The following is a 19,519-nucleotide window of genomic DNA, read 5'->3' on the forward strand; positions in this document are numbered from 1 at the left end:
GTATTCAGAAATGGTGTGTATGTTTTATAAAAACTGATTTAAGAGAAGTACCCCAACTAATCCGAGTACGGAAACAATACTTTCCATCATGGTCCAGGTTCCAAATGTTTCTTTAAGGCTGAGGTTAAAATACTCTTTAAACATCCAGAAACCGGTATCATTAACGTGAGAAAGCATCAGGCTACCTGCCCCTACAGATAACACCATTAATTCGGGAGGGGCATGTTGACCGATCAGAGGTAGCACCATCCCGGAGGCGGTTACGGCTGCAACAGTGGCGGAGCCGAGGGTTATGCGCAGTGAGGCCGTAATTAACCAGGCCAGTAACAACGGAGAAAGATTTAAATTACCCGTTAATTGTTTGACGGTTTCGCCCACGCCGCTGTCAATTAAAATTTGTTTAAAAGCCCCACCGGCAGCAATGATCAATATAATCATGGCAATGCTTTTTACCCCTTCTGTACAGGATTCCATAGCTTTTTCAATGCTGTTGTTTTGGATGAGGAGTGTCAGGATTACCGAGATCAGTAAGGCGGCTGTAGGATCGGCAAGAAAAATAAATATCGATTTGCCCGGGTACACTGTATTCAGGCCACTTCCGATGGTTCCGGCAATGATCAGAAATACCGGCAGCAATGCCACCATAAAACTCTTTGCCGTGCCAGGTAAGCCTTCACCTTCTTCCAGTACAAAATCCTTTATGAGGGCAGGCTGAATCTTCTTCATGATTAACCTCGGGAAATAAATTCCTGCAATGACGGCAATGGGCAGGCTCAGCACCAGTCCATATATCAGCGTCTGGCCAATATCTGCATGGAAAATACCTGCAAGTGCAACAGGTCCGGGATGGGGAGGTAAGAAACCATGGGTTACTGAAAGTGCGGTAGCCATAGGCAGGCCGATATATAGTTTGGATAGTCCTGTAGCTGCAGAAATGGCAAACACCAGCGGAATCAAAACCACAAAGCCTGCATTATAAAACAGGGGAATGCCAACCAACAAACCTGTAAGCAAAACAGCCCACTGGATGTGCTGCTTTCCAAAAGCCTTGATTAAAATAAAAACGATTTTCCGTGCTGCCCCGCTATCTTCAATCAGTTTTCCCATCATGGCACCAAAGGCAAGCACCATGACCATACTACCTAAAGTGCTGCCAATTCCATTGCTCACCGCACCAATTACCTTCGAAACCGGCATTCCGAGTAATAATCCGGTTGCAATGGCCACTGCCATGAGTGCAATCATGGGGTTGATCTTTTTAAGGATCATCAGAAAGAGCAGTAAAATGCCGGTAAATAAAATCAACAATGACATAGGGCAATCAGGGTTTGAAAGGCAATTTACCTTTTTATCTTGATTGTTCTTCCGGTTACGAGGTGAAATTCGTAAATTCTATATAAACCATCATCATTCACTTCAATACTTTCTACCAGGCCGGTTTTACTAAAGGTATCAGTTACCATGTCGCCAATTTTAACCTCTTGAAGTACATCATTAGGTGTTTCACTATTTAATCTGATCATTCATCAAAAGTAAGGATATCAGGTATCTTTTAAAGCTATTTATGCCAGTGTCTCTTTATTTACAATGACTTCGAGCAGACTATGCAATATGGATATGGTTAATGTGTAGCTTTCTTCTTCTTTAATGGTATCGTCAATGTGCATATCCGTACCTTCCCAGCTGATGCTGATATTTTTAGCGGGAATGGAGGCAATCGGGAACGGAATGTTCTTTCCTTTTGCGATATCGGTAATATAATTTTCCATTGCCATCCGGTTTTCTTCCCCAACAATAACCACATCAAAAAAACCGTCTCCGGGATCAGCTTTTTCACTTAGTTTCAAATTAGGACCGAGGCGCGAAATGTTCATAATTTCTACCATAATACAATGCTTTTCGATCTTTTCTTCGTCAATGCTAATCTGGCATTTTCTGGCCGGATAGGCCCTGGTGATCTCAAGCAATTTGTTCAGCGCCAGCTCAAATTCTTCGTCGGCAGTTTCGATATTTTTAGTATCAGTATCTTCCAGGGTTTGAATAAGCTGCGGGAAAAGTCCAAATCCAAGTGATTCTATAAAATAGGCAGCCTTTTTTAAACCGAGTGCCTGGCCCACATCAAAATTTCTGAGCTTATAATCATCCCATGTGGATACATTTTGACCTACATCTTCACTGATACCAAGCGAGGTGGCAATGTTGTTTGCTGTGCCAAATGGCAATAGTGCTATGGGGCGTTTAAACTTCAGCTTTTTGCTCAACAGGCCCATAATGGTTTTCCGGATGGTACCATCGCCGCCGGCGATGGCAATAAATTTGGTTTCGGGTTCAATGTTTTTTAAAGCCGACTTCTTTTTGGAAGATACATAATCACATTCATAACCGTGAGTATCCATCATTTTAACGATTTCTTTTTTTGAATACTTTCCTTCTCCGGCCCCTGGGTTATGGATCAGTCTCACCAGTTTATCTGCATTTTTCATATTGTTATGAACAATAACAGGCCGTTTCGGTTTTAATTCTATACCTAATTTTGAAAGATATGAATATTCTGATTACGAACGACGATGGTATTTACAGCCCCGGAATCGCAGCATTATCTAAAATGGCTTTACAATTTGGGACAGTCAGGATTGTAGCGCCGGATGTGGAACAATCTTCCATGGGCCATGCCATTACCCATTCCAGACCACTTTCTATTAAATCATCTCCCATCACTTTTGAAAATATAGATGCACACCGGGTGAACGGAACGCCGGCAGATTGTGTGGCTTTAGGCCTGCACATGTATCCTGATACAGATGTGGTACTCTCTGGAATAAATATGGGACCGAATCTGGGCAATTCCATGTGGCATTCAGGAACCCTGGCAGCAGCAAAGCAAGCGGTATTACTGGGCGTAAAAGGTGTGGCATTGAGTACACCTGTTGGAAAAACAGAACCTGATTTTGAAGCGCTTGATGCTTATGTGGCGGAGGTATTAAATACGGTATTTAAAGATGATGAACTGGGCCTGTACAATGTGAATTTTCCACCCTTACCCAAAGGGATAAAATGGACGCGTCAATCGGTAAGGCTTTATGATGGACATGTGGTGCCGGGAACAGATCCCATGGAGCGAAAGCATTACTGGATTACCGTATCTGCTTTGGAACCTGCGGAAGAAGATACAGACCGCTGGGCAGTAGAAAATGATTATGTATCCATCACACCATTGCGCCTGGATTTAACCGATGAGGTTGAACTTGAAAAAAGAAAGCACGATCAGTAATTATTGATCGTGCTTTGTCCACACAAGTTCTGCTGTTTTATAACCAATATCTTTTGCTTTTTTCAGATAAGCCGCTTTAATTTCTTCCGGTATGGTTGGCTTTCTTGATAAAATCCACAGGTAATCTAAACTGTTTCCAGCCACAAGGGCATATTGATAATCTGCATCAATTTCAATAACGTTATAGCCTGCGTAAAACGGCCCGAAGAAAGAAACTTTAAGTCTGGCCTCATTTTCATCATTCACAAACTTGGCTTTGCCAATGCTTTGCTTCCATTCTTTTTTTACATCGTTATAACCACGGTTATCTACTTTAATTGCCCCGTCTTCCAAAGTATAGGTGGCAGTAACATTGTTTAAATCTTTTTCAAATTTAAAATCCATCCGGGCTATTTCATACCATTTACCCAGGTATTTATCTTTTTTAAAAGGTTTTATGGCTTTTGCACCTTTGGGTATTGATACCCCGCAACCGGCATAACTTACCACGATTATGCCTAAGGTAGCCAGGAGAAGGATGTTTCTAAGCTTATTGTTCATGCTATAATTCAATTTGCTTAAAAACATCCCCGCTTTCAAAATGTTTCCGGTGGGTGAATATTTAACATGGGATTTTTATTAACGTAATCATCCTCCTGAATTAACTTCCAGACCGTAATATTTTAAGTGGCGGTTGGTTTAAAATGCTTCTTGTACTGAGTATGCCCGTAACCACAACCAGCAGGATAACCGAAGCAAAAAGTAATAATGTGGCCGGGAAAGGTGGAACAAATGCCGCATCAAAAGTGAATTTTGCCATCGCCCAGCTTCCCACGATGGCCAGGATTAACCCGGCGCCGGCAGCAAAGGCTCCCAGAAAAAAGTACTCTATGGCATTAATGGCCAGGATTTGTTTTTTGCTGGCGCCCATCGTTCGCAGTAAAATGCTTTCCCTTGTTCTTTGGTTTTTGCTGGTCAGCACGGCAGAAATCAATACTATCCAGCCGGTAACCATGCTGAAACCTGCCATAAATTGAATCACAAAACCAATTTTTCCCAGCAACTCATCCAGCAGTTTTAGTACCAGGTCTAAATCAATTACAGACACGTTGGGGAAATGCTGAACCACTTCGCCCTGAAATTTAGCAGATAGCTCATTCGTGGGTACGCGTGTCATCAATACATGAAACTGTGGTGCCTGCTCCAGCACCCCGGCCGGGAAGACTACCCTGAAATTGGTCTGCATCCTGCTCCAGTTCACCTCTCGAAGACTTCCAACTACAGTGGGGATCATCATGCCCTGTACGTTAAAAACGATTTTATCATTCAGGCCAACATGAATTTGACTGGCATAACGCTGATCAAGTGAAATATAAATGGTTTCATCCGGCTTTACCGTACCGATCCATTTGCCGGCTACAATCTGCTCAGCTGCAGTGAGGCTATCCTGGTAAGTGGCCCGGATTTCGTTGCGGTATGCACGGCGGTTACTGGTGTCTGCGCTGGAAGTTTTTCCGTTAATTTCTTCTATCCGCATCGTGATCACGGGAACCTGGTTCATCAATGGCAGGTTAAAAGACTTTGTCAGGCTATCCAAGCCTTTTTTTTGCGTATTCTGAATATCAAACATCACCAGGTTCGGCTGATTACTGCCTGAAGAAAGTGTGACCCTGCTCATCAGGATACCCTGAATAAAAAATAAAGTACAGATAAATGCAGTGGAAAGGCCAATGGAAACCGTCAGCATCAGGGTTTGGTTGTTTGGGCGATAGAGATTTGCGAAACCCTGCCGCCACAAATAACTGATGGAATTGGGCAAGAGCTTTCTAACCATGAACATCAAAACCCTGGAAAGCAAAATTAAGAGTAGAAAGGCAATACCAATGCTTAGCGTAAATACCAGTGTCTGTATCCAGTTTTTCATTTGCAGGTGGGTAAAGCCAACTACAAATGCTGTCATTAACAGGTAAACCAGCCATATAAATGGGTCTTGTTTTTGACTTGTCCGCTCAAATGAAATCCGGATGGCATTTAAAGGCGAAATTTTTCTCACCGACAATAGTGAGGGAAGGGCAAAAAGGATAGAAATGATCAGTCCTAGTAAAATGCCCTGTGCTACAGCTGCCCATGAAACCCGCATGGTTATTTCTACAGGTAAAAAATCTTTGAGCACTACAGGCAGTAGAAACTGTATGCCCGTACCAATAACTGCCCCGAGCACAGCGGCAACCAGGCCAATAAAAAATATCTGAATGAGGTAAATGAAAAAAGCATGCCGGGCCTTTAAGCCCAAACAGCGTAAAGTGGCGATGGCACTGAGCTTTTCCTGAATGTAAACATGAATGGCACTCCCCACACCCACACAACCCAAAAGCAAAGCAATAAAACCAGATAAAGCCAGGAAGCGGTTTACATCTTTAAATGATCTTCCGGTTTGTTCCTTGCGTGATTCAACCGTGTCAGCGTCGAAGCCTTCACTTTCAAGTTTAGATTCATTTTTCTTCACCCATTCATCCACACCTGATGGATCATTATACTTGTAATAAAATTTATTGTTGATCCTGCTTCCGGTTTTAATGAGATTGGTTTTGGCCAAAAACTGCATGGGAATATAAACGGTAGGTGCTACCGTAGCTGCTATTCCGGTTTGTCCGGGTGCCTTCACCAGCGTCCCTAGTATTTTGAAACTGATGTCGCCCACCTTAAGCGAATCGCCCACTTTGGCTCCGAATTGCAGCATAAGGGTCTGGTCTACTAAGGCATCCTGACCGGATTGAAAGTTTTCAGCAGCTTCTAAGGGAATGGTTTCGAGGGTGCCGTAATAAGGATAATCACCTTTCAGGGCCTTCATCTGCACCAATCTGCTACCGCCACCTTTCTTAAAATAAATCATGGAGGCAAAAGTCTTTTCCTGCGAACGTTCGTTTCCGAGGGTATCAAGCATCTTTTGCATGGCCTTGGTTATACCCTTTCGGCTATCCAAAACCAGATCGGCACCGGTAAGCTCCTTTGCCTGTGCATCAATATCATGCTGTAAATTATCTTTAAAGGAATATACCGCTACCAGGGCTGCAATGCCCAGTACAATGGAAGAGATAAATAAGAGTAAGCGCGAGCGGTTCTTGCGGCTATCGCGCCAGGCCATTTTAAACAGCCATGAAAATTGAATGCGCTGCCTGGGGATCTTATTCTGCATAACTATGGTTTTCATCAGAAATGATGGTTCCGCCTTTAATTTTAATGGTTCTGCTGGTTCGGGCAGCAAGTTCAAGATCATGGGTAACGATCACCAAGGTAGTACCGGCATCCTGGTTCAGATCAAACAGCAGTTTAATCACTTTTTCGCTGGTATCTGCATCCAGATTTCCGGTAGGCTCGTCGGCGAAAAGAATGGCTGGCTGGTTGGAAAAAGCCCTTGCCAGCGAAACCCTTTGCTGTTCACCTCCCGACAATTGAACCGGATAATGATGAGACCGGTCTGCCAGTCCAACCCTGTCAAGCAGATCAAGTGCCTGGGCCCTGATGTTTTTGGCACCCCGTAATTCGAGCGGCACCATGACGTTTTCTAAAGCGGTCAGGGTGGGCAGGAGCTGAAAATTCTGAAAGATGAAACCTACATATTGATTCCTCACTGCAGCACGCTCATCTTCATTCAATTTTTCCAATGCGATGCCATTGAGTTCAACGGTGCCACTGCTTGCGCGGTCAAGGCCGGCGCACAAACCGAGTAAAGTGGTTTTTCCACTCCCTGATGGACCGGTGATGGCTACAGTGGAGCCGCTTTCGATCGCAAAATTGATCTGATTCAACACCTTCAGCTCACGTCCGGCACTTTGATAAATTTTATTAACGTTTCTGATATTTAAAATACTTTCCAATCGATTCTTTTTAGAGGTGTATACGGATATTGACCAAACATAACTGAGACTGATCTGTTATTGGTTTTTGATTAGAGATTTAATTGCATATGATGTTACGAAAACGCTTGACAGGCCTATTTGTTTTGGCTTTGCTATTTGCAGCCTGCGGGAACAAACAAAATAAAGAAAACCAGGATCAACAGTCGGATACTGTCCGTCAAACCTCAAAAGTTAATGATCAGAAGCTTAAAAATATTCTTTTTTTCGGTACGAGCCTAACAGCAGGTTATGGGCTTGACCCCACGGAAGCTTATCCGGCGCTGATTCAAAACCGGATTGATTCATTAAAAATGCCTTATAAAGTGATTAATGGCGGGCTCAGCGGTGAAACCTCAGCTGCAGGAAAAAGCAGGATTTCATGGCTATTGAAACAGCCCATTGATGTATTTGTGCTGGAACTGGGCGCCAATGATGGCTTGCGCGGATTGCCGGTTGCCCAAACTACTAAAAATCTTCAAAGCATTATAGACAGTGTCAGGCTAAAATATCCTGAAGTGAAAATGGTAATGGCCGGTATGCAGGTACCCCCAAATATGGGAGCTCAATATGCGGAAGATTTTAAGAACATATTCCCCAGCCTGGCCAGGAAAAATAACATGGCTCTGGTGCCTTTTCTTTTAGATAAGGTAGGAGGGGTGCCAAAACTGAATCAGGAAGATGGTATTCACCCTACTGCTGAAGGGGATAAAATTCTCGCCGAAAATGTTTGGGCGGTATTAAAAGATGTGCTGGTGGCCAAATAATATCCGGCACTGCAGTACAAAAAATTGTCATATTAACAGAATGGAAGAGATAAGCCTGCGTTATGTATACTCTCTGTTACAATTATTCGTTTTTAGAATTTATTGGTAAATTTAGTTATCAGAATCTTAAGCGTATGGAAGATCTAAGAAACGATACAAAAATTAATGCATTTTTAAACAGGATAAAATCTGAATGGCCGGGAGTGGTAGAACGTTTTGAATTTAAAACTGCTTCTGTCATTTATGTACATTTAAAAGAGGGCATTTCCAGTGGAGAATTTTTAAGTAAACTCGCTAAAAAAGTAGAGCGACTGGTCGATTTCAGCAATCCGATTATTCTTTATCACATTGAGAGCGATGGCATGAAACTGAGGTCGCACCCCATTAACTGGTATTCTTCTTTAAGACCCTCTTCATCGGTTGATTAATTTAAAAATGGTGCTTGTACATTGCTGTTTAATTTCATACAGATATTAAGCTGAACATCTTATACTTGCTTCAGGAAGCTGGTATCATGGTCATTTCTTCAAGCATCATCAAAATATCTGCTGTTAAAAGCGGGAGGTATATTTTCGCAGATTTTAATTTTTTTGGCAGAAAGCCATAATATTTAAAAAAATTAACGCTAAAATTCGAAGAATTTTTATAGCCCAGATCTGCTGCAACCTGGCTAACCGGCATCCTTTCTTTGGTGAGCATCAGTTTCGCCAGTTGCATTTTATGCGCATTCAGGAAAGCAAAAACAGTTTTTCCGAAAACCTGTTTAAAATATTTTTTCAGGTAGTTCTCATTGGTTCCTGCCTGTCGGGCAAGGCTGGTTAAAGAAACAGGGGCCTTCAGGTCATGAATTAAAATATCCCGCGCCAGCTGGATTGCATCAAGCATATGTGCCGGAACATCAAATGTTTCCATATTACCCTGTACCACTTTAATCTGATGTTGAATGTGACAAAGCAATTCGATAGTTTTGGCTTCCAGGTAAGTTGTTTTGAGTGGATCAGCATAGTCGCAGTTGAACATATTACCCAAAATATTAATAATTTCAATATCCATGGCCAGCTGCCTGTTTAAAGCGATAGCTTCCTGAAAAGATTTGAATTTTTTACAGTTTAAACGGATGAAATAAATATCATCCTGATGTTCCAGGTAATTGATAAAAAAACGATAACTGCCCGCCGTTCCCTCATTCAGTATTAAATACTGATTGGGAAGCAACAGCACCTTATGGTGTAAACCATCGATTTTAATGGTGGCCGAATGACTAAAAATAAGATAAAATTCCTCCGGAACGATGCTCAATCTATGCAGGTAAAAGCCACCGGCATTTATCTTCACCCTGCGTAAAAGAGCTCCGTCAATATTCAGTTCTGAACTTTTCGATTTCTGACTCATTTTATACACCGGAAAGGGCTGGTAAATCAGGTTATGATTATTTCCTTTTCTGGTTATAAAATTTCCCTTATCTGGCATTTTGAGGTCGAGGTTAATGATACTTTTGCCAAAGTTACTATTTATTAAGACTATTTATAAATAACAAACTGCAAAATCATTAACTCATTAATTTATATGAAAAAAAGTTTACTTATTTTTTTCTGTGCAATGATGTTCTCCTGGCATTTAAAAGCGCAAAAAATCACCATAACCGGAAAGGTTACCGATACGGAGCAGCGACCTCTGGTTGGCGCAAGCATTTTTGTGGCAGGTCAGAACGAAAGTGTTTATACCGATCAACTGGGCGGATTTGCCATCCAGGCAAATAGCGGCGATCAGCTATCCGTTGCTTATGTGGGTTTCAAAAGGCAAACCATTATTTTAAGTGGTTCAACGGGGATGTTGCACATTACATTGGAAAGCGAAGAAAACCAGCTGGCAGACCTGGTGGTGACGGGCGCACTGGGCATTAAAAGATCTGCAAGAGAACTTGGAACCAGTACGCAAACCATAAAGGATGATTACCTGAATCAAGGTAAAACCATTAACCCGTTAAACGGATTAACCAGCAAGGTTTCGGGTTTAAGGGTAAACATGTTTGATAGTAAGGTAGATCCGCAGATTCAGATCGTGATGCGTGGATCAAGATCATTAAACCGGACCAAAAACGAGCCTATTTATGTACTGGATGGTGTTCCCGTGCCTAGTATTGGCCGGATCAATCCAAATGATATTGAAGAAATTACGGTACTGAAAGGCGCGAATGCTGCAGCTTTATATGGTTCAGAAGGTGTAAACGGAGCCATTATGATCAGCACCAGGCAAGGTGCAAAGGGCCGTGGCAGGGTTACCTTTTCTAATACAACCACTTTTTCAAAAGTGATGATGTTGCCCCCTGCTCAGCAAGCCTTTGGTCAGGGCGTAAATGGTGTTTACGTACCTACGCAATATGAAAGCTGGGGTCCGGCTTTTGATGGAACCATGAAAAATTTTGGTCCTGCTCTACCGAATGGGACACAGCCGCAGGCCTTGTATGCCACCCCAGATCAGGATAAGCGGCTTGAACTTTTTGATACCGGACTAAACATGCAGAATGATGTCTCTTTTTCGGGCGGAGATGATAAGTCGACTTATTTTTTATCGGTTCAGGATGTTAAAATTAAAGGAATTATTCCGGAAGATGAAAGCAGGAGAACAGGTGCCAGGTTTAACGGAGCAAGAAAATTCGGCAAGTTAAATACTTCCTACAATGTAAATTATGTGCTTTTTAATAAAAATACCACACCTGACGGACCATGGATTACCGCTTACCAGTTACCTGCCAATTTTGATTTCACTTCCATGAGGAACTGGCAGGACAGGGGATCAAATGCCAATCCGGCAAACTTTTTCACCGATCAGCAGAAAAATCCCTACTTCCAGATCGACAACTATCGTGATGATACCAAACAGCAAACCCTTAATGGAAAAGTAGAATTGGATTACCAGTTTACGCCATGGTTTAAAGCACTCTATCGTTTCGGTTATTATGCTACGGTTGCCGAAACGAGAAGTACTGTAGGGAAATTTGAAGGTAGCGGACAGCGAAATGTAAATGGATCGGTTAACGATGGTTCAGACAATTTCAGGAAGATGAACAATGATTTAATCCTCAGTTTTAATAAGGATTTTGGAAAGTTCACCACCCGTTTATTAATTGGTCAGAATTTAAGAAGCGATTACACCAAAGCCCAAACACTAAGTTCGGCAAACCTGTTATTCCCCGATTTATTCAATCAGGGAAGTGCCCTCGGGCAAGTGTCTGGAAGAAGCACAATTACCCAATTCCGTTCTTTAGCAAGCTATGGAGAATTTACTGCAGGTTACCATAACTATTTGTTCCTTACCTTAACCGGAAGAAACGATTGGGTTTCAACCCTGAGCAAAGAAAATCGATCTTATTTTTACCCTGGATTAAGTACCTCATTTGTTTTCTCGGAGGCCATAACACCTTTGAAAAACAGCAAAACACTTTCATTTGGTAAAATATATGCATCATATAATAAAACAGGTAATAATACGCTCAATCCATATTCACTCAACAACCCTTATAGCCAGGCCAACGGTTTTCCATTTGGTAACCTGGTTGGTTTCCTGCCGGGAGCAACTTTCCCTAACCCCGATATTGAGCCTGAATTTGTGACCTCTTACGAAGCAGGTATTCAGCTGGGTTTGTTCAATAACCGTTTGAATTTTGAAGGCGCTTATGTTTTCTCGGATTCGAAAGGACAGATTTTTAATGCCACCACATCCCGTGCAACGGGTTATGCCAGTGCAAGGGTAAATGCAGGCCGGTTAACCAATAGTGTAATCGAGCTCAATTTAAATGGAGACATCATCCGCAATGCCAATTTCAAATGGAACTTAGGCTTCAACTATACCTATATTAATAACCAGGTGAAGGAACTTTTTGAAGGCCTGGAATCATTTAATATTTTCCGCCAGTCTTATGCCAATATTGGCCAGGCTTACCCCAGTTTGCAGGTGAGCGATTATAAAAGGGATCCAAATGGAAATGTGGTGATTAATGCAACCAATGGCAATCCGGTGGTGGCAACCGATGCCGTACATTTAGGGACGATGGTTCCGCCGCACCAAATGGGGTTAAATACCATGGTCACTTACAGGAACATCAGCCTGGGGGCACAGTTTGACTGGAGAATGGGGGGCTGGTTGTATTCTGAAATTGTACCCCGGATGTATACCGCAGGAACGCATCCTGCAACAATAGAATTTAACCGTCAGCCATTTATTTATCCAAACTCAGTGATCGAAACATCTCCAGGGGTATTTGCGCCCAATACTACTGTATTGTCAAAAGGTGATAAGGCATTCTGGCAGGCACAGGGTGCGGTACAAAGCAATACGGCCGCCAAATCTGATTTTTTCAAAATGCGTGAGCTGAACATCAGCTATAATTTTCCTGCAAAACTACTGGCTAGGCAAAATGTAATTAAAGAAGCCAGGCTGAGTTTTATAGCCAATAACCTCTTTCTGATCAGACACCAGGATAATACCTATGGAGATCCGGAATATTTATACAATGATACTGATGGTTATATCAGTTTCAGGCAGGTGCCTCCATACAGAACATTTGGTTTCAATATTAACGTGGTATTTTAAAGATTTTAATAAAATGAAAAGACATTTAAGTTTATATCTGTTCACAGGGTTGATCATGGTAGTTTTTAGTGCCTGTGAAAAATTTCTGGATGTGAATAACGATCCAAATAATCCGGTTAATCAGAATCTCCCTTTAAGTGCGAAACTACCCGCTGCCCTTTTGAGTACAGTAAATCAGGAAGCCATTCAGCTCAATCAGCTTGGTGCTTTCTGGGGTGGCTACTGGGGAACCAATAGTGAAGGTATTAATCAATATTTTAAAGAAAAAAGTTATGATGGTCCATCCATCAGGCACCAGCGGGATGGGATTCCCATTTGGGAAAATGGTTTCCAGAATTTGCTTTATTACCAGTTAATTAAAGAACAGGGGCAGCAGGAAGGTGCAGGCTACTATTCCGGCATTGCTAAAATGATGCAAGGATGGCATTTTTTAAGGTTGGTTGATATTTACAACAATATCCCTTTTGATGATGCCTTGCAGGGTACCAGATTTCCGACCCCGCGTTATGAAAGTGGCCAGGCGGTTTATCAGAAATCCATTAACCTCATTACTGAAGGGATAAATGAAATTAAAGGAGCAGCTGCTGATGCGAGCATTGCCCGTGCAGATATCATCTTCAATGGATCAAAACCTTTATGGGCGAAATTTGGCAATACCATTAAACTCAGGGCACTGATCCGCCAGAGTGAAAAAAATAATCAGGCTTACATTACGGCAGAAATTCAGAAAATCCAGGCGGAAGGAAGCGGTTACCTGGAACTGAACCAGCATGTGACACTTAAACCCGGATATGAAAATACGGCAGGAAAGATTAATCCTTTTTGGGAAACGTATTACCGCAATGTTCAGGGGGCTACTACGGCTGCTTACGATAACTTAAGGCCTACTACATTCTTAATTGATCAGTATAAACAACGGAATGATCCAAGAATGGCCAAAATTTATCAGGCCATTGCCGGAGATTATAAGGGAGTGCTTTTCGGAAATCCGAATGCTGCGGCAGAATATAACCGGGCATTCACTTCAGCCCTCCGCGGACCGCAGGAAAATGCAAATGCTGCTGCGGGTTTACTGAAAAGTGCCTTACAGCCATTGGTTTTAATGGGTGCTTACGAAAGTCTTTTCTTACAAGCCGAAGCGGCACAAAGAGGATGGATTGCCGGGAGTGCAAAAAACTTTTATGAGCAGGGCATTCAAGCATCTTTCGCTTACAATGAAGTTCCGGCGTCGGCTTTCACGGCCTATAATGCACAAACTGCGGTTAATTTTGATCAGGCAGCCAATAAAATCAGTGCCATCATTACACAAAAATGGTTGTCGATGAATGGCACAAACGGCATTGAAGCCTGGAGTGATTATAGAAGACTGGGTTTGCCGGCCATACCTAATTCGTTACAAGCGCCTTCAGCAGATGCCAGACCCCTTCGTTTGATGTACCCGGAATCGGAAAGACAAACCAATAACGCAGAAGCCTCCAAACAGGGCGGCGATCAGGTTACTATTGATAAAGTTTGGTGGGATAACTAATGTTAATTTCAAGCCGCAGACACATAAGCTGCGGCTTTTCTGTAACAGAAAATTTATCTGTAATTAATTTAAATAAATTCAATACAATCCATTATTTAGAACGATTCTTGTTAACTTAGCCGGAATTCTTGTGGTTCGCCCGGAGAATTGAAATCAATAACTATTCAGCTTCAAAATGAAAAAAATCTTCTTTGCTGTTCTTGCCATGGCTGCTCTTGGGGCACAGGCTCAAAAAAATACCTTTCTGGAGCAATCCTTCTGGAAAGGAAATACAGACCTGGCCACCATTAAATCAGAAATTGAGAAGGGAAATAGTCCTTCGCAGTTAAATCAAATGTCTTTTGATGCCACCGTTTATGCCATTAACAATGGAGCACCAGAGGAATCTATTTTATACCTGCTGGCTCAAAAAGGGAACGATGTCAATAAATTAACCCACGACAGCAGAACCTATTTGTTCTGGGCTGCATCAAAAGGAAATATCCCGGTGATGGAATACCTTTTGAAAAATGGTGCAAAGGTGGATCTTCAGGATAGTCATGGTTTTACACCATTAACATTCGCCGCAGTTGGTGGCCAGGCCAATACTAAAGTTTATGACTTATTACTTTCAAAAGGTGCTGATCTCAAAAAAGACCTGAATCATGACGGCGCAAATGCACTTTTAATTGCCATTTCAAATGACAAGAATTTTGCCCTGACGGATTATTTTGTATCGAAAGGCTTAAGCCTGAATAGTGTGGATGCGAACGGAAATACTGCTTTTAATTACGTAGCCAGAAGCGGAAACATAGAACTGATGAATAAGCTCATCGCAAAAGGGGTAAAATACAATGATCATGCGTTCATCATGGCGGCTCAGGGCGGTCGCGGATCTTCCAATGGTTTAGCTGTGTTTCAATACCTGGAAGGATTAAAATTGAAACCAACGGTTACCGGGAGTAATGGTGAAAATGCACTATTTTATATTGTCCGCAAACCTAAACAGGAAGAAGTGATCAATTATTTTCTCTCAAAAGGAGTAGATATAAATCAGGCTGATAAAGACGGAAATACGGCATTTATTAATGCTGCCGGTTTTACGAGAGACCTGGCCACACTTGAATTGCTTTCGGCAAAGGTAAAAAACATCAATCAAACAAATGCCAAAGGCGTATCGGCACTTGCCATGGCGGTTCGCAGCAACTCCGGTGAGGTAGTGAAATTCCTGCTTGACAAAGGAGCGGATATGAACATAGCCGATAAAGAGGGTAATAACCTGGCTTATTATCTTTTCCAATCTTACGGTACAAGGAGTATGGACGATTTCAACGCCAAGTTGAAGGTGTTAACCGATAAAGGTTTCAATGTGGCTGCAATCCAGCCAAACGGAAATTCTTTATATCACCTGGCTGTGGCTAAAAATGACCTGGCATTGGCTAAGCTTGTGGCTGGTTATCAGGTTGATGTGAATCTGAAAAATAAAGAAGGTTATACGGCATTGCATAAAGCGGCGATGACCGCAAAGGATACAGAACTGATGCACTATTTAATTTCAGCAGGTGCTAAAAAAGATGTGGCTACAGATTTTAAGGAAACACCTTATGATTTGGCATCAGAAAATGAATTTTTAACTAAAAACAAAGTATCAATCGACTTTTTAAAATAATCAAATGAATAACTTTTTTAAACTGTGCCTGGCATTAACATTAATTTATTCCGTTCCTGCAGTCAGTGTTGCCCAAAAAACTACAAAGTATAAATGTATGGTGCAAATGACCAATTATGTTGGCGAAGGTGCTTACATCGCGGTGTCTTTAATAGATGCGAAAGGGGCCTATGAAAAAACACTTTATGTGATGGGATCTGATAAAAAGTGGTATCCTGACCTTAAAGAGTGGCACAAAGCATACAAGAAAAAACCAACTAATATCAGTGCCATAACCGGTGCTTCGGTTACGGGCGGCGATCGCAGCGTTACGGTTCTGGATATTGAAACCGATAAAATAAACAAAGGTTACAAGCTGCGTTTTGAAACCGCTGTTGAAGATAATAAATACTATTTAAAAGATATTGAAATTCCGTTAACCACCGAAGGTTTGACCGCTAAAACTGAAGGCACAGGTTACATCAGGTATGTACGCCTAAGTGCAAACTAAACAGCTTTATTAATGACAATTTCCATATGGAGATACAGCCATTTAGCCCTGGCGGTATCTTCTTTTCTTTTTATAACCCTTGCTTCCGTTACGGGGGTCATCCTGTCTTTTAAGCCTGTTGCGGAAAAAAATCAACCTTACCGGTCAGAAAAATTCAGTCAGCTTACCGTTGCTGAACTCATTCCACGTCTTCAAAAGTCGTATACTGATATTGGCGATGTTACCATAGATGCCAATCAGTTCGTGAAGATAAACGGAACTGACTTCGCAGCTAATTCCGGAAATTTTTATGTGGATCCGGCAACAGGAAAATCATTGGGGAAGGTAGAAAAGGAAAATGTATTTTTTCAGTGGGTAACTACCTTACACCGTTCCTTGTTTTTACATGAAACCGGTCGGATTTTTATCGGGCTAACGGCTTTTTTCTTGTTCTTAATTGCCACTTCAGGTACAATCCTGATCATCAAACGCCAGCGAAGCATTAAAAAATTCTTCGGAAAAATTGTCAAAGATGGTTTTGCAGCATATTATCATGTGGTGCTGGGCAGACTGATGCTGATTCCGGTTATCATCATTTCCTTAAGTGGTACATTTTTGTCGCTGCAAAGATTTGGGCTCGTTAAAACACAAAAGATTACGCATAAGATTGATTTTGATGCACTTCAAACGGAGCCGAAAAAAAAAGTGGCGGATTTCGAAGTATTCAGAAATATTCCACTGACTAAAGTTCAATCCATTGAATTTCCTTTCTCTGAGGATGTAGAAGATTATTTTACACTGAAACTGGATAATAAAGAAATTACTGTAAACCAGATAACCGGCGATATCCTGACGGAACAAGCCTATTCAAAAGCTACACTTTTCAATAACCTTAGTCTGGATTTACATACCGGTAGAGGAAGTGCCCTCTGGGCAATGGTTTTGGCTATTGCTTCGGTAAATATCCTTTTTTTTATTTATTCAGGCTTTGTGATCTGGTGGAAACGCAGTTCAGGCAGGATTAAAAATAAGTTTCGATCAGATCAGGCAGAATTTATCCTATTGGTTGGATCAGAAAACGGAACCACCTTCCGCTTTGCCAGTGCGATACATCAGGAACTGTTAAAGAATGGTAAAACATCGTTTATGGCTGAGCTAAACGATTATCAGGTTTTTGCCAAGGCCAGGCAATTGCTGGTTTTTACGGCTACATACGGTCAGGGTGAATCGCCTGTAAACGCTAAAAAGTTCAGTGCACTATTGGAAAAATATCCACAAAGCAATTCCGTTGATTTTTCTGTAATTGCTTTTGGTTCTCATGCTTATCCTGATTTCTGCAAGTTTGGTTACGAAGTGAATAACGCATTATCGCATCAGAAGTGGGCCAGGCCATTACTTGATATTCATACCATTAATGACCGATCTCCGGATGATTTTACCAGATGGGCGAATTTATGGGCGCAACATGCGGATATAACGCTGTCTCTCTTGTCGAAATTGCTGGATGCGAAACGTCCAAAAACGCAGCCTTTTGAAGTGGTAAAGAAAACCATTTCCACTCATGCCGAAACCTCATTTATTATTCGCTTGCGCCCGAAGCGCAGAAAAAGATTTACTTCAGGAGATTTGCTTGCCATTTATCCGGCCGGTGATCATCGCGAAAGACAATATTCAATTGGCAAAATTGGAAGAGAAATTCAGTTAAGTGTTAAACTGCATGAGGGTGGTTTGGGTTCAGGTTATTTACATCAGCTTAAAACCGGCCAAACCATAAATGCCATCATTGTTAAAAATAAGCATTTCCACTTTCCTGAAAAAGCCCGTACTGTAATTATGGTATCAAACGGTACTGGTATTGCCCCGTTTCTGGGCATGTTAAGCCAGCATGGCGAGGGCAGAAATGTTCATCTTTATTGCGGTTTTAAGAATAAGGAATCCTTTTCGCTCTATGAAAATACCTTGCAAAATGAACTTTCCAAACTGGCTAAATTAAATGTGGCTTATTCCAGAGAAGGAAACAAACAATATGTTAAAGATTTACTGGCTGAAGATGCTGCTTTTGTTGGTGAAGCACTCAATGATGGCGGGGTATTAATGCTTTGCGGTTCACTGGGCATGCAAAAGGATGTGATCGACTGGCTGGAAGATGCATGTCAGCAATCATCAAATCAAAGTGTCAGTTTTTACCAGTCGAGGGGACAGATTTTAATGGATTGCTATTAAGCAGTTTCGCTTTGGTAATGGATTATAAAGAAGTTATTTTTCAGGATGCAGTTTTCCTGATTTGATCAATAGAATATCCTAAAATATTATCGATGCGGGGAATAAATTGAAGATGTTATAAGCCTTTTTTCCATTGTTTAATTGTTTTCTGGCTTAAATTATCAGAATGATACACCTGGCCATCATCACTAAACATGATGCAGCTAAATTTTGGAAACTGACTGATGAACTTTAAACCTGCATCCTTTCCCAAAACCATAATAGATGTACTGAAACCGTTTGCCAGTTCTGCATCTGGCCCAAATACCGTTACACTGGTTAAACCTGTTGCCGGGTAACCCGTAACCGGATTGATAATATGGGCATATCTTTTTCCATTAAAGACTACAAATTTTTCATAGCTTCCGGAAGTTACCACGGCACCGTTTTTAATGGGAACTATAGCATATAAACTATCTTTGTGAAAAGGATTGGTAATTCCGATGGTCCAATAATGGCCTTTAGGATGTCTTCCCCAGGTACTCATGTCTCCTGAGCCATTAACAATACCGGCTTTGATGCCTTTACGGAGCATCATATTGCGAGACCGGTCTGCTGCATAACCTTCCCCCAGTGCGCCAAAACCAATTTTCATTCCTTTTAATTTCAGGAAGATGGTGGAATTGACGCTATCCAGAATAATGTTTTTGTAACCTACTTTTTCTACTGATTTTTTAATGGCTTCGGCAGTAGGCATCTCTTTCATGGAACCATCAAACTTCCAGATTCTATCCATGGCTGCAAAACTAATGTCAAAAGCACCTCCGGTAATTTCAGACAGTTTCAATGCCCTTTTGGTTAAATCAAAAACTTCTTTATCTACCTTAATGGGTTTAATACCCGCATGGCTGTTTACCTGTGAAATTTGTGAGCTGGGTTTCCAGTCGGATATCAGGTATTCAATTCTGCTGATTTCCTGAATCACCGTATCAATATTAGCCGAAGCAGTTTGTGCATCTTTTGCAACGATGGTAATTTCAAATTTACTTCCCATTAAAAGGGTCGTTCTCTTTTTCATTGTCTGTCCGAAGACAGCACAATTTAACAACAGGAGGAAGGTAGCCAGCTTAATTTGTAAAAGGTGTTTCATTTGGTGGTTGATCGTC

General features: G+C 41.6%; 16 protein-coding genes. 8 read left to right on the plus strand and 8 right to left on the minus strand.

The window, feature by feature from the left end; all coding sequences use genetic code 11:
• Positions 1 to 24: 24 nt before the first annotated feature.
• Genes OQ267_RS14300 through OQ267_RS14310 form a run of 3 tightly spaced genes read right to left on the minus strand, consistent with a single transcriptional unit; the run spans position 25 to position 2,483 of the window.
• Positions 25 to 1,314, minus strand: a complete 1,290-nt coding sequence (locus tag OQ267_RS14300) for a gluconate:H+ symporter (RefSeq protein ID WP_265836453.1) — start codon at positions 1,312 to 1,314, stop codon at positions 25 to 27.
• Between the two features lie 26 nt (positions 1,315 to 1,340).
• Positions 1,341 to 1,523, minus strand: a complete 183-nt coding sequence (locus OQ267_RS14305) for a hypothetical protein (protein WP_088300207.1) — start codon at positions 1,521 to 1,523, stop codon at positions 1,341 to 1,343.
• A 39-nt stretch (positions 1,524 to 1,562) separates the two neighbouring features.
• Positions 1,563 to 2,483, minus strand: coding sequence for a diacylglycerol/lipid kinase family protein (locus tag OQ267_RS14310; RefSeq protein ID WP_265836455.1), 921 nt, complete (start codon positions 2,481 to 2,483; stop codon positions 1,563 to 1,565).
• A gap of 59 nt (positions 2,484 to 2,542) precedes the next feature.
• Between OQ267_RS14310 and surE the strand changes: the two genes are divergently transcribed.
• Positions 2,543 to 3,271 carry a 5'/3'-nucleotidase SurE gene (surE, locus tag OQ267_RS14315; RefSeq protein WP_088300204.1) on the plus strand — a complete coding sequence of 243 codons (729 nt, stop codon included), beginning with the start codon at positions 2,543 to 2,545 and terminating at the stop codon, positions 3,269 to 3,271.
• Here the strand turns inward: surE and OQ267_RS14320 are convergent, their stop codons facing one another.
• From OQ267_RS14320 to OQ267_RS14330, 3 genes are all read right to left on the minus strand, one after another.
• Positions 3,272 to 3,811 (minus strand): lipocalin family protein, encoded by a 540-nt coding sequence (locus OQ267_RS14320; protein ID WP_088300383.1) that lies wholly within the window; start codon positions 3,809 to 3,811, stop codon positions 3,272 to 3,274.
• Positions 3,812 to 3,911: 100 nt separating this feature from the next.
• The gene (locus tag OQ267_RS14325; protein ID WP_265836457.1) at positions 3,912 to 6,446 is read right to left on the minus strand and encodes an ABC transporter permease; all 2,535 of its coding nucleotides are present in this window, start codon (positions 6,444 to 6,446) and stop codon (positions 3,912 to 3,914) included.
• Positions 6,436 to 7,128 carry an ABC transporter ATP-binding protein gene (locus OQ267_RS14330; protein ID WP_265836458.1) on the minus strand — a complete coding sequence of 231 codons (693 nt, stop codon included), beginning with the start codon at positions 7,126 to 7,128 and terminating at the stop codon, positions 6,436 to 6,438. Before OQ267_RS14330 ends, OQ267_RS14325 begins: the two co-directional genes overlap by 11 nt.
• Positions 7,129 to 7,217: 89 nt before the next feature.
• Between OQ267_RS14330 and OQ267_RS14335 the strand changes: the two genes are divergently transcribed.
• Both OQ267_RS14335 and OQ267_RS14340 read left to right on the plus strand, forming a co-directional pair.
• The gene (locus tag OQ267_RS14335) at positions 7,218 to 7,913 is read left to right on the plus strand and encodes an arylesterase (protein ID WP_253248969.1); all 696 of its coding nucleotides are present in this window, start codon (positions 7,218 to 7,220) and stop codon (positions 7,911 to 7,913) included.
• Between the two features lie 134 nt (positions 7,914 to 8,047).
• The gene (locus tag OQ267_RS14340; RefSeq protein ID WP_088300200.1) at positions 8,048 to 8,341 is read left to right on the plus strand and encodes a hypothetical protein; all 294 of its coding nucleotides are present in this window, start codon (positions 8,048 to 8,050) and stop codon (positions 8,339 to 8,341) included.
• A 70-nt stretch (positions 8,342 to 8,411) separates the two neighbouring features.
• Here OQ267_RS14340 and OQ267_RS14345 read toward each other — a convergent pair whose 3' ends face one another.
• Positions 8,412 to 9,383 (minus strand): helix-turn-helix domain-containing protein, encoded by a 972-nt coding sequence (locus tag OQ267_RS14345; RefSeq protein ID WP_265836460.1) that lies wholly within the window; start codon positions 9,381 to 9,383, stop codon positions 8,412 to 8,414.
• Between the two features lie 96 nt (positions 9,384 to 9,479).
• Here OQ267_RS14345 and OQ267_RS14350 point away from each other — a divergent pair, with 96 nt between their 5' ends.
• The 5 genes from OQ267_RS14350 to OQ267_RS14370 all read left to right on the plus strand — a co-directional run bounded on the left by OQ267_RS14350 (position 9,480) and on the right by OQ267_RS14370 (position 18,374).
• The gene (locus OQ267_RS14350; protein ID WP_265836462.1) at positions 9,480 to 12,506 is read left to right on the plus strand and encodes a SusC/RagA family TonB-linked outer membrane protein; all 3,027 of its coding nucleotides are present in this window, start codon (positions 9,480 to 9,482) and stop codon (positions 12,504 to 12,506) included.
• Between the two features lie 13 nt (positions 12,507 to 12,519).
• Complete coding sequence (locus tag OQ267_RS14355) at positions 12,520 to 14,034, plus strand: SusD/RagB family nutrient-binding outer membrane lipoprotein (RefSeq protein ID WP_265818911.1); 1,515 nt, start codon at positions 12,520 to 12,522, stop codon at positions 14,032 to 14,034.
• A 175-nt stretch (positions 14,035 to 14,209) separates the two neighbouring features.
• On the plus strand, positions 14,210 to 15,682 hold the full coding sequence (locus OQ267_RS14360) for an ankyrin repeat domain-containing protein (RefSeq protein WP_265836464.1): 1,473 nt from the start codon (positions 14,210 to 14,212) through the stop codon (positions 15,680 to 15,682).
• Between the two features lie 4 nt (positions 15,683 to 15,686).
• The gene (locus OQ267_RS14365; protein WP_265836466.1) at positions 15,687 to 16,172 is read left to right on the plus strand and encodes a DUF2271 domain-containing protein; all 486 of its coding nucleotides are present in this window, start codon (positions 15,687 to 15,689) and stop codon (positions 16,170 to 16,172) included.
• A 12-nt stretch (positions 16,173 to 16,184) separates the two neighbouring features.
• Positions 16,185 to 18,374: a PepSY domain-containing protein gene (locus OQ267_RS14370; RefSeq protein WP_265836468.1), complete on the plus strand. Its 2,190-nt coding sequence runs from the start codon at positions 16,185 to 16,187 to the stop codon at positions 18,372 to 18,374.
• 115 nt (positions 18,375 to 18,489) lie between these two features.
• Here OQ267_RS14370 and OQ267_RS14375 read toward each other — a convergent pair whose 3' ends face one another.
• On the minus strand, positions 18,490 to 19,503 hold the full coding sequence (locus tag OQ267_RS14375) for an FAD:protein FMN transferase (RefSeq protein WP_265836470.1): 1,014 nt from the start codon (positions 19,501 to 19,503) through the stop codon (positions 18,490 to 18,492).
• Positions 19,504 to 19,519 lie beyond the last annotated feature (16 nt).

The sequence above is a fragment of the Pedobacter sp. MR22-3 genome (assembly GCF_026240075.1).
GTDB lineage: Bacteria > Bacteroidota > Bacteroidia > Sphingobacteriales > Sphingobacteriaceae > Pedobacter.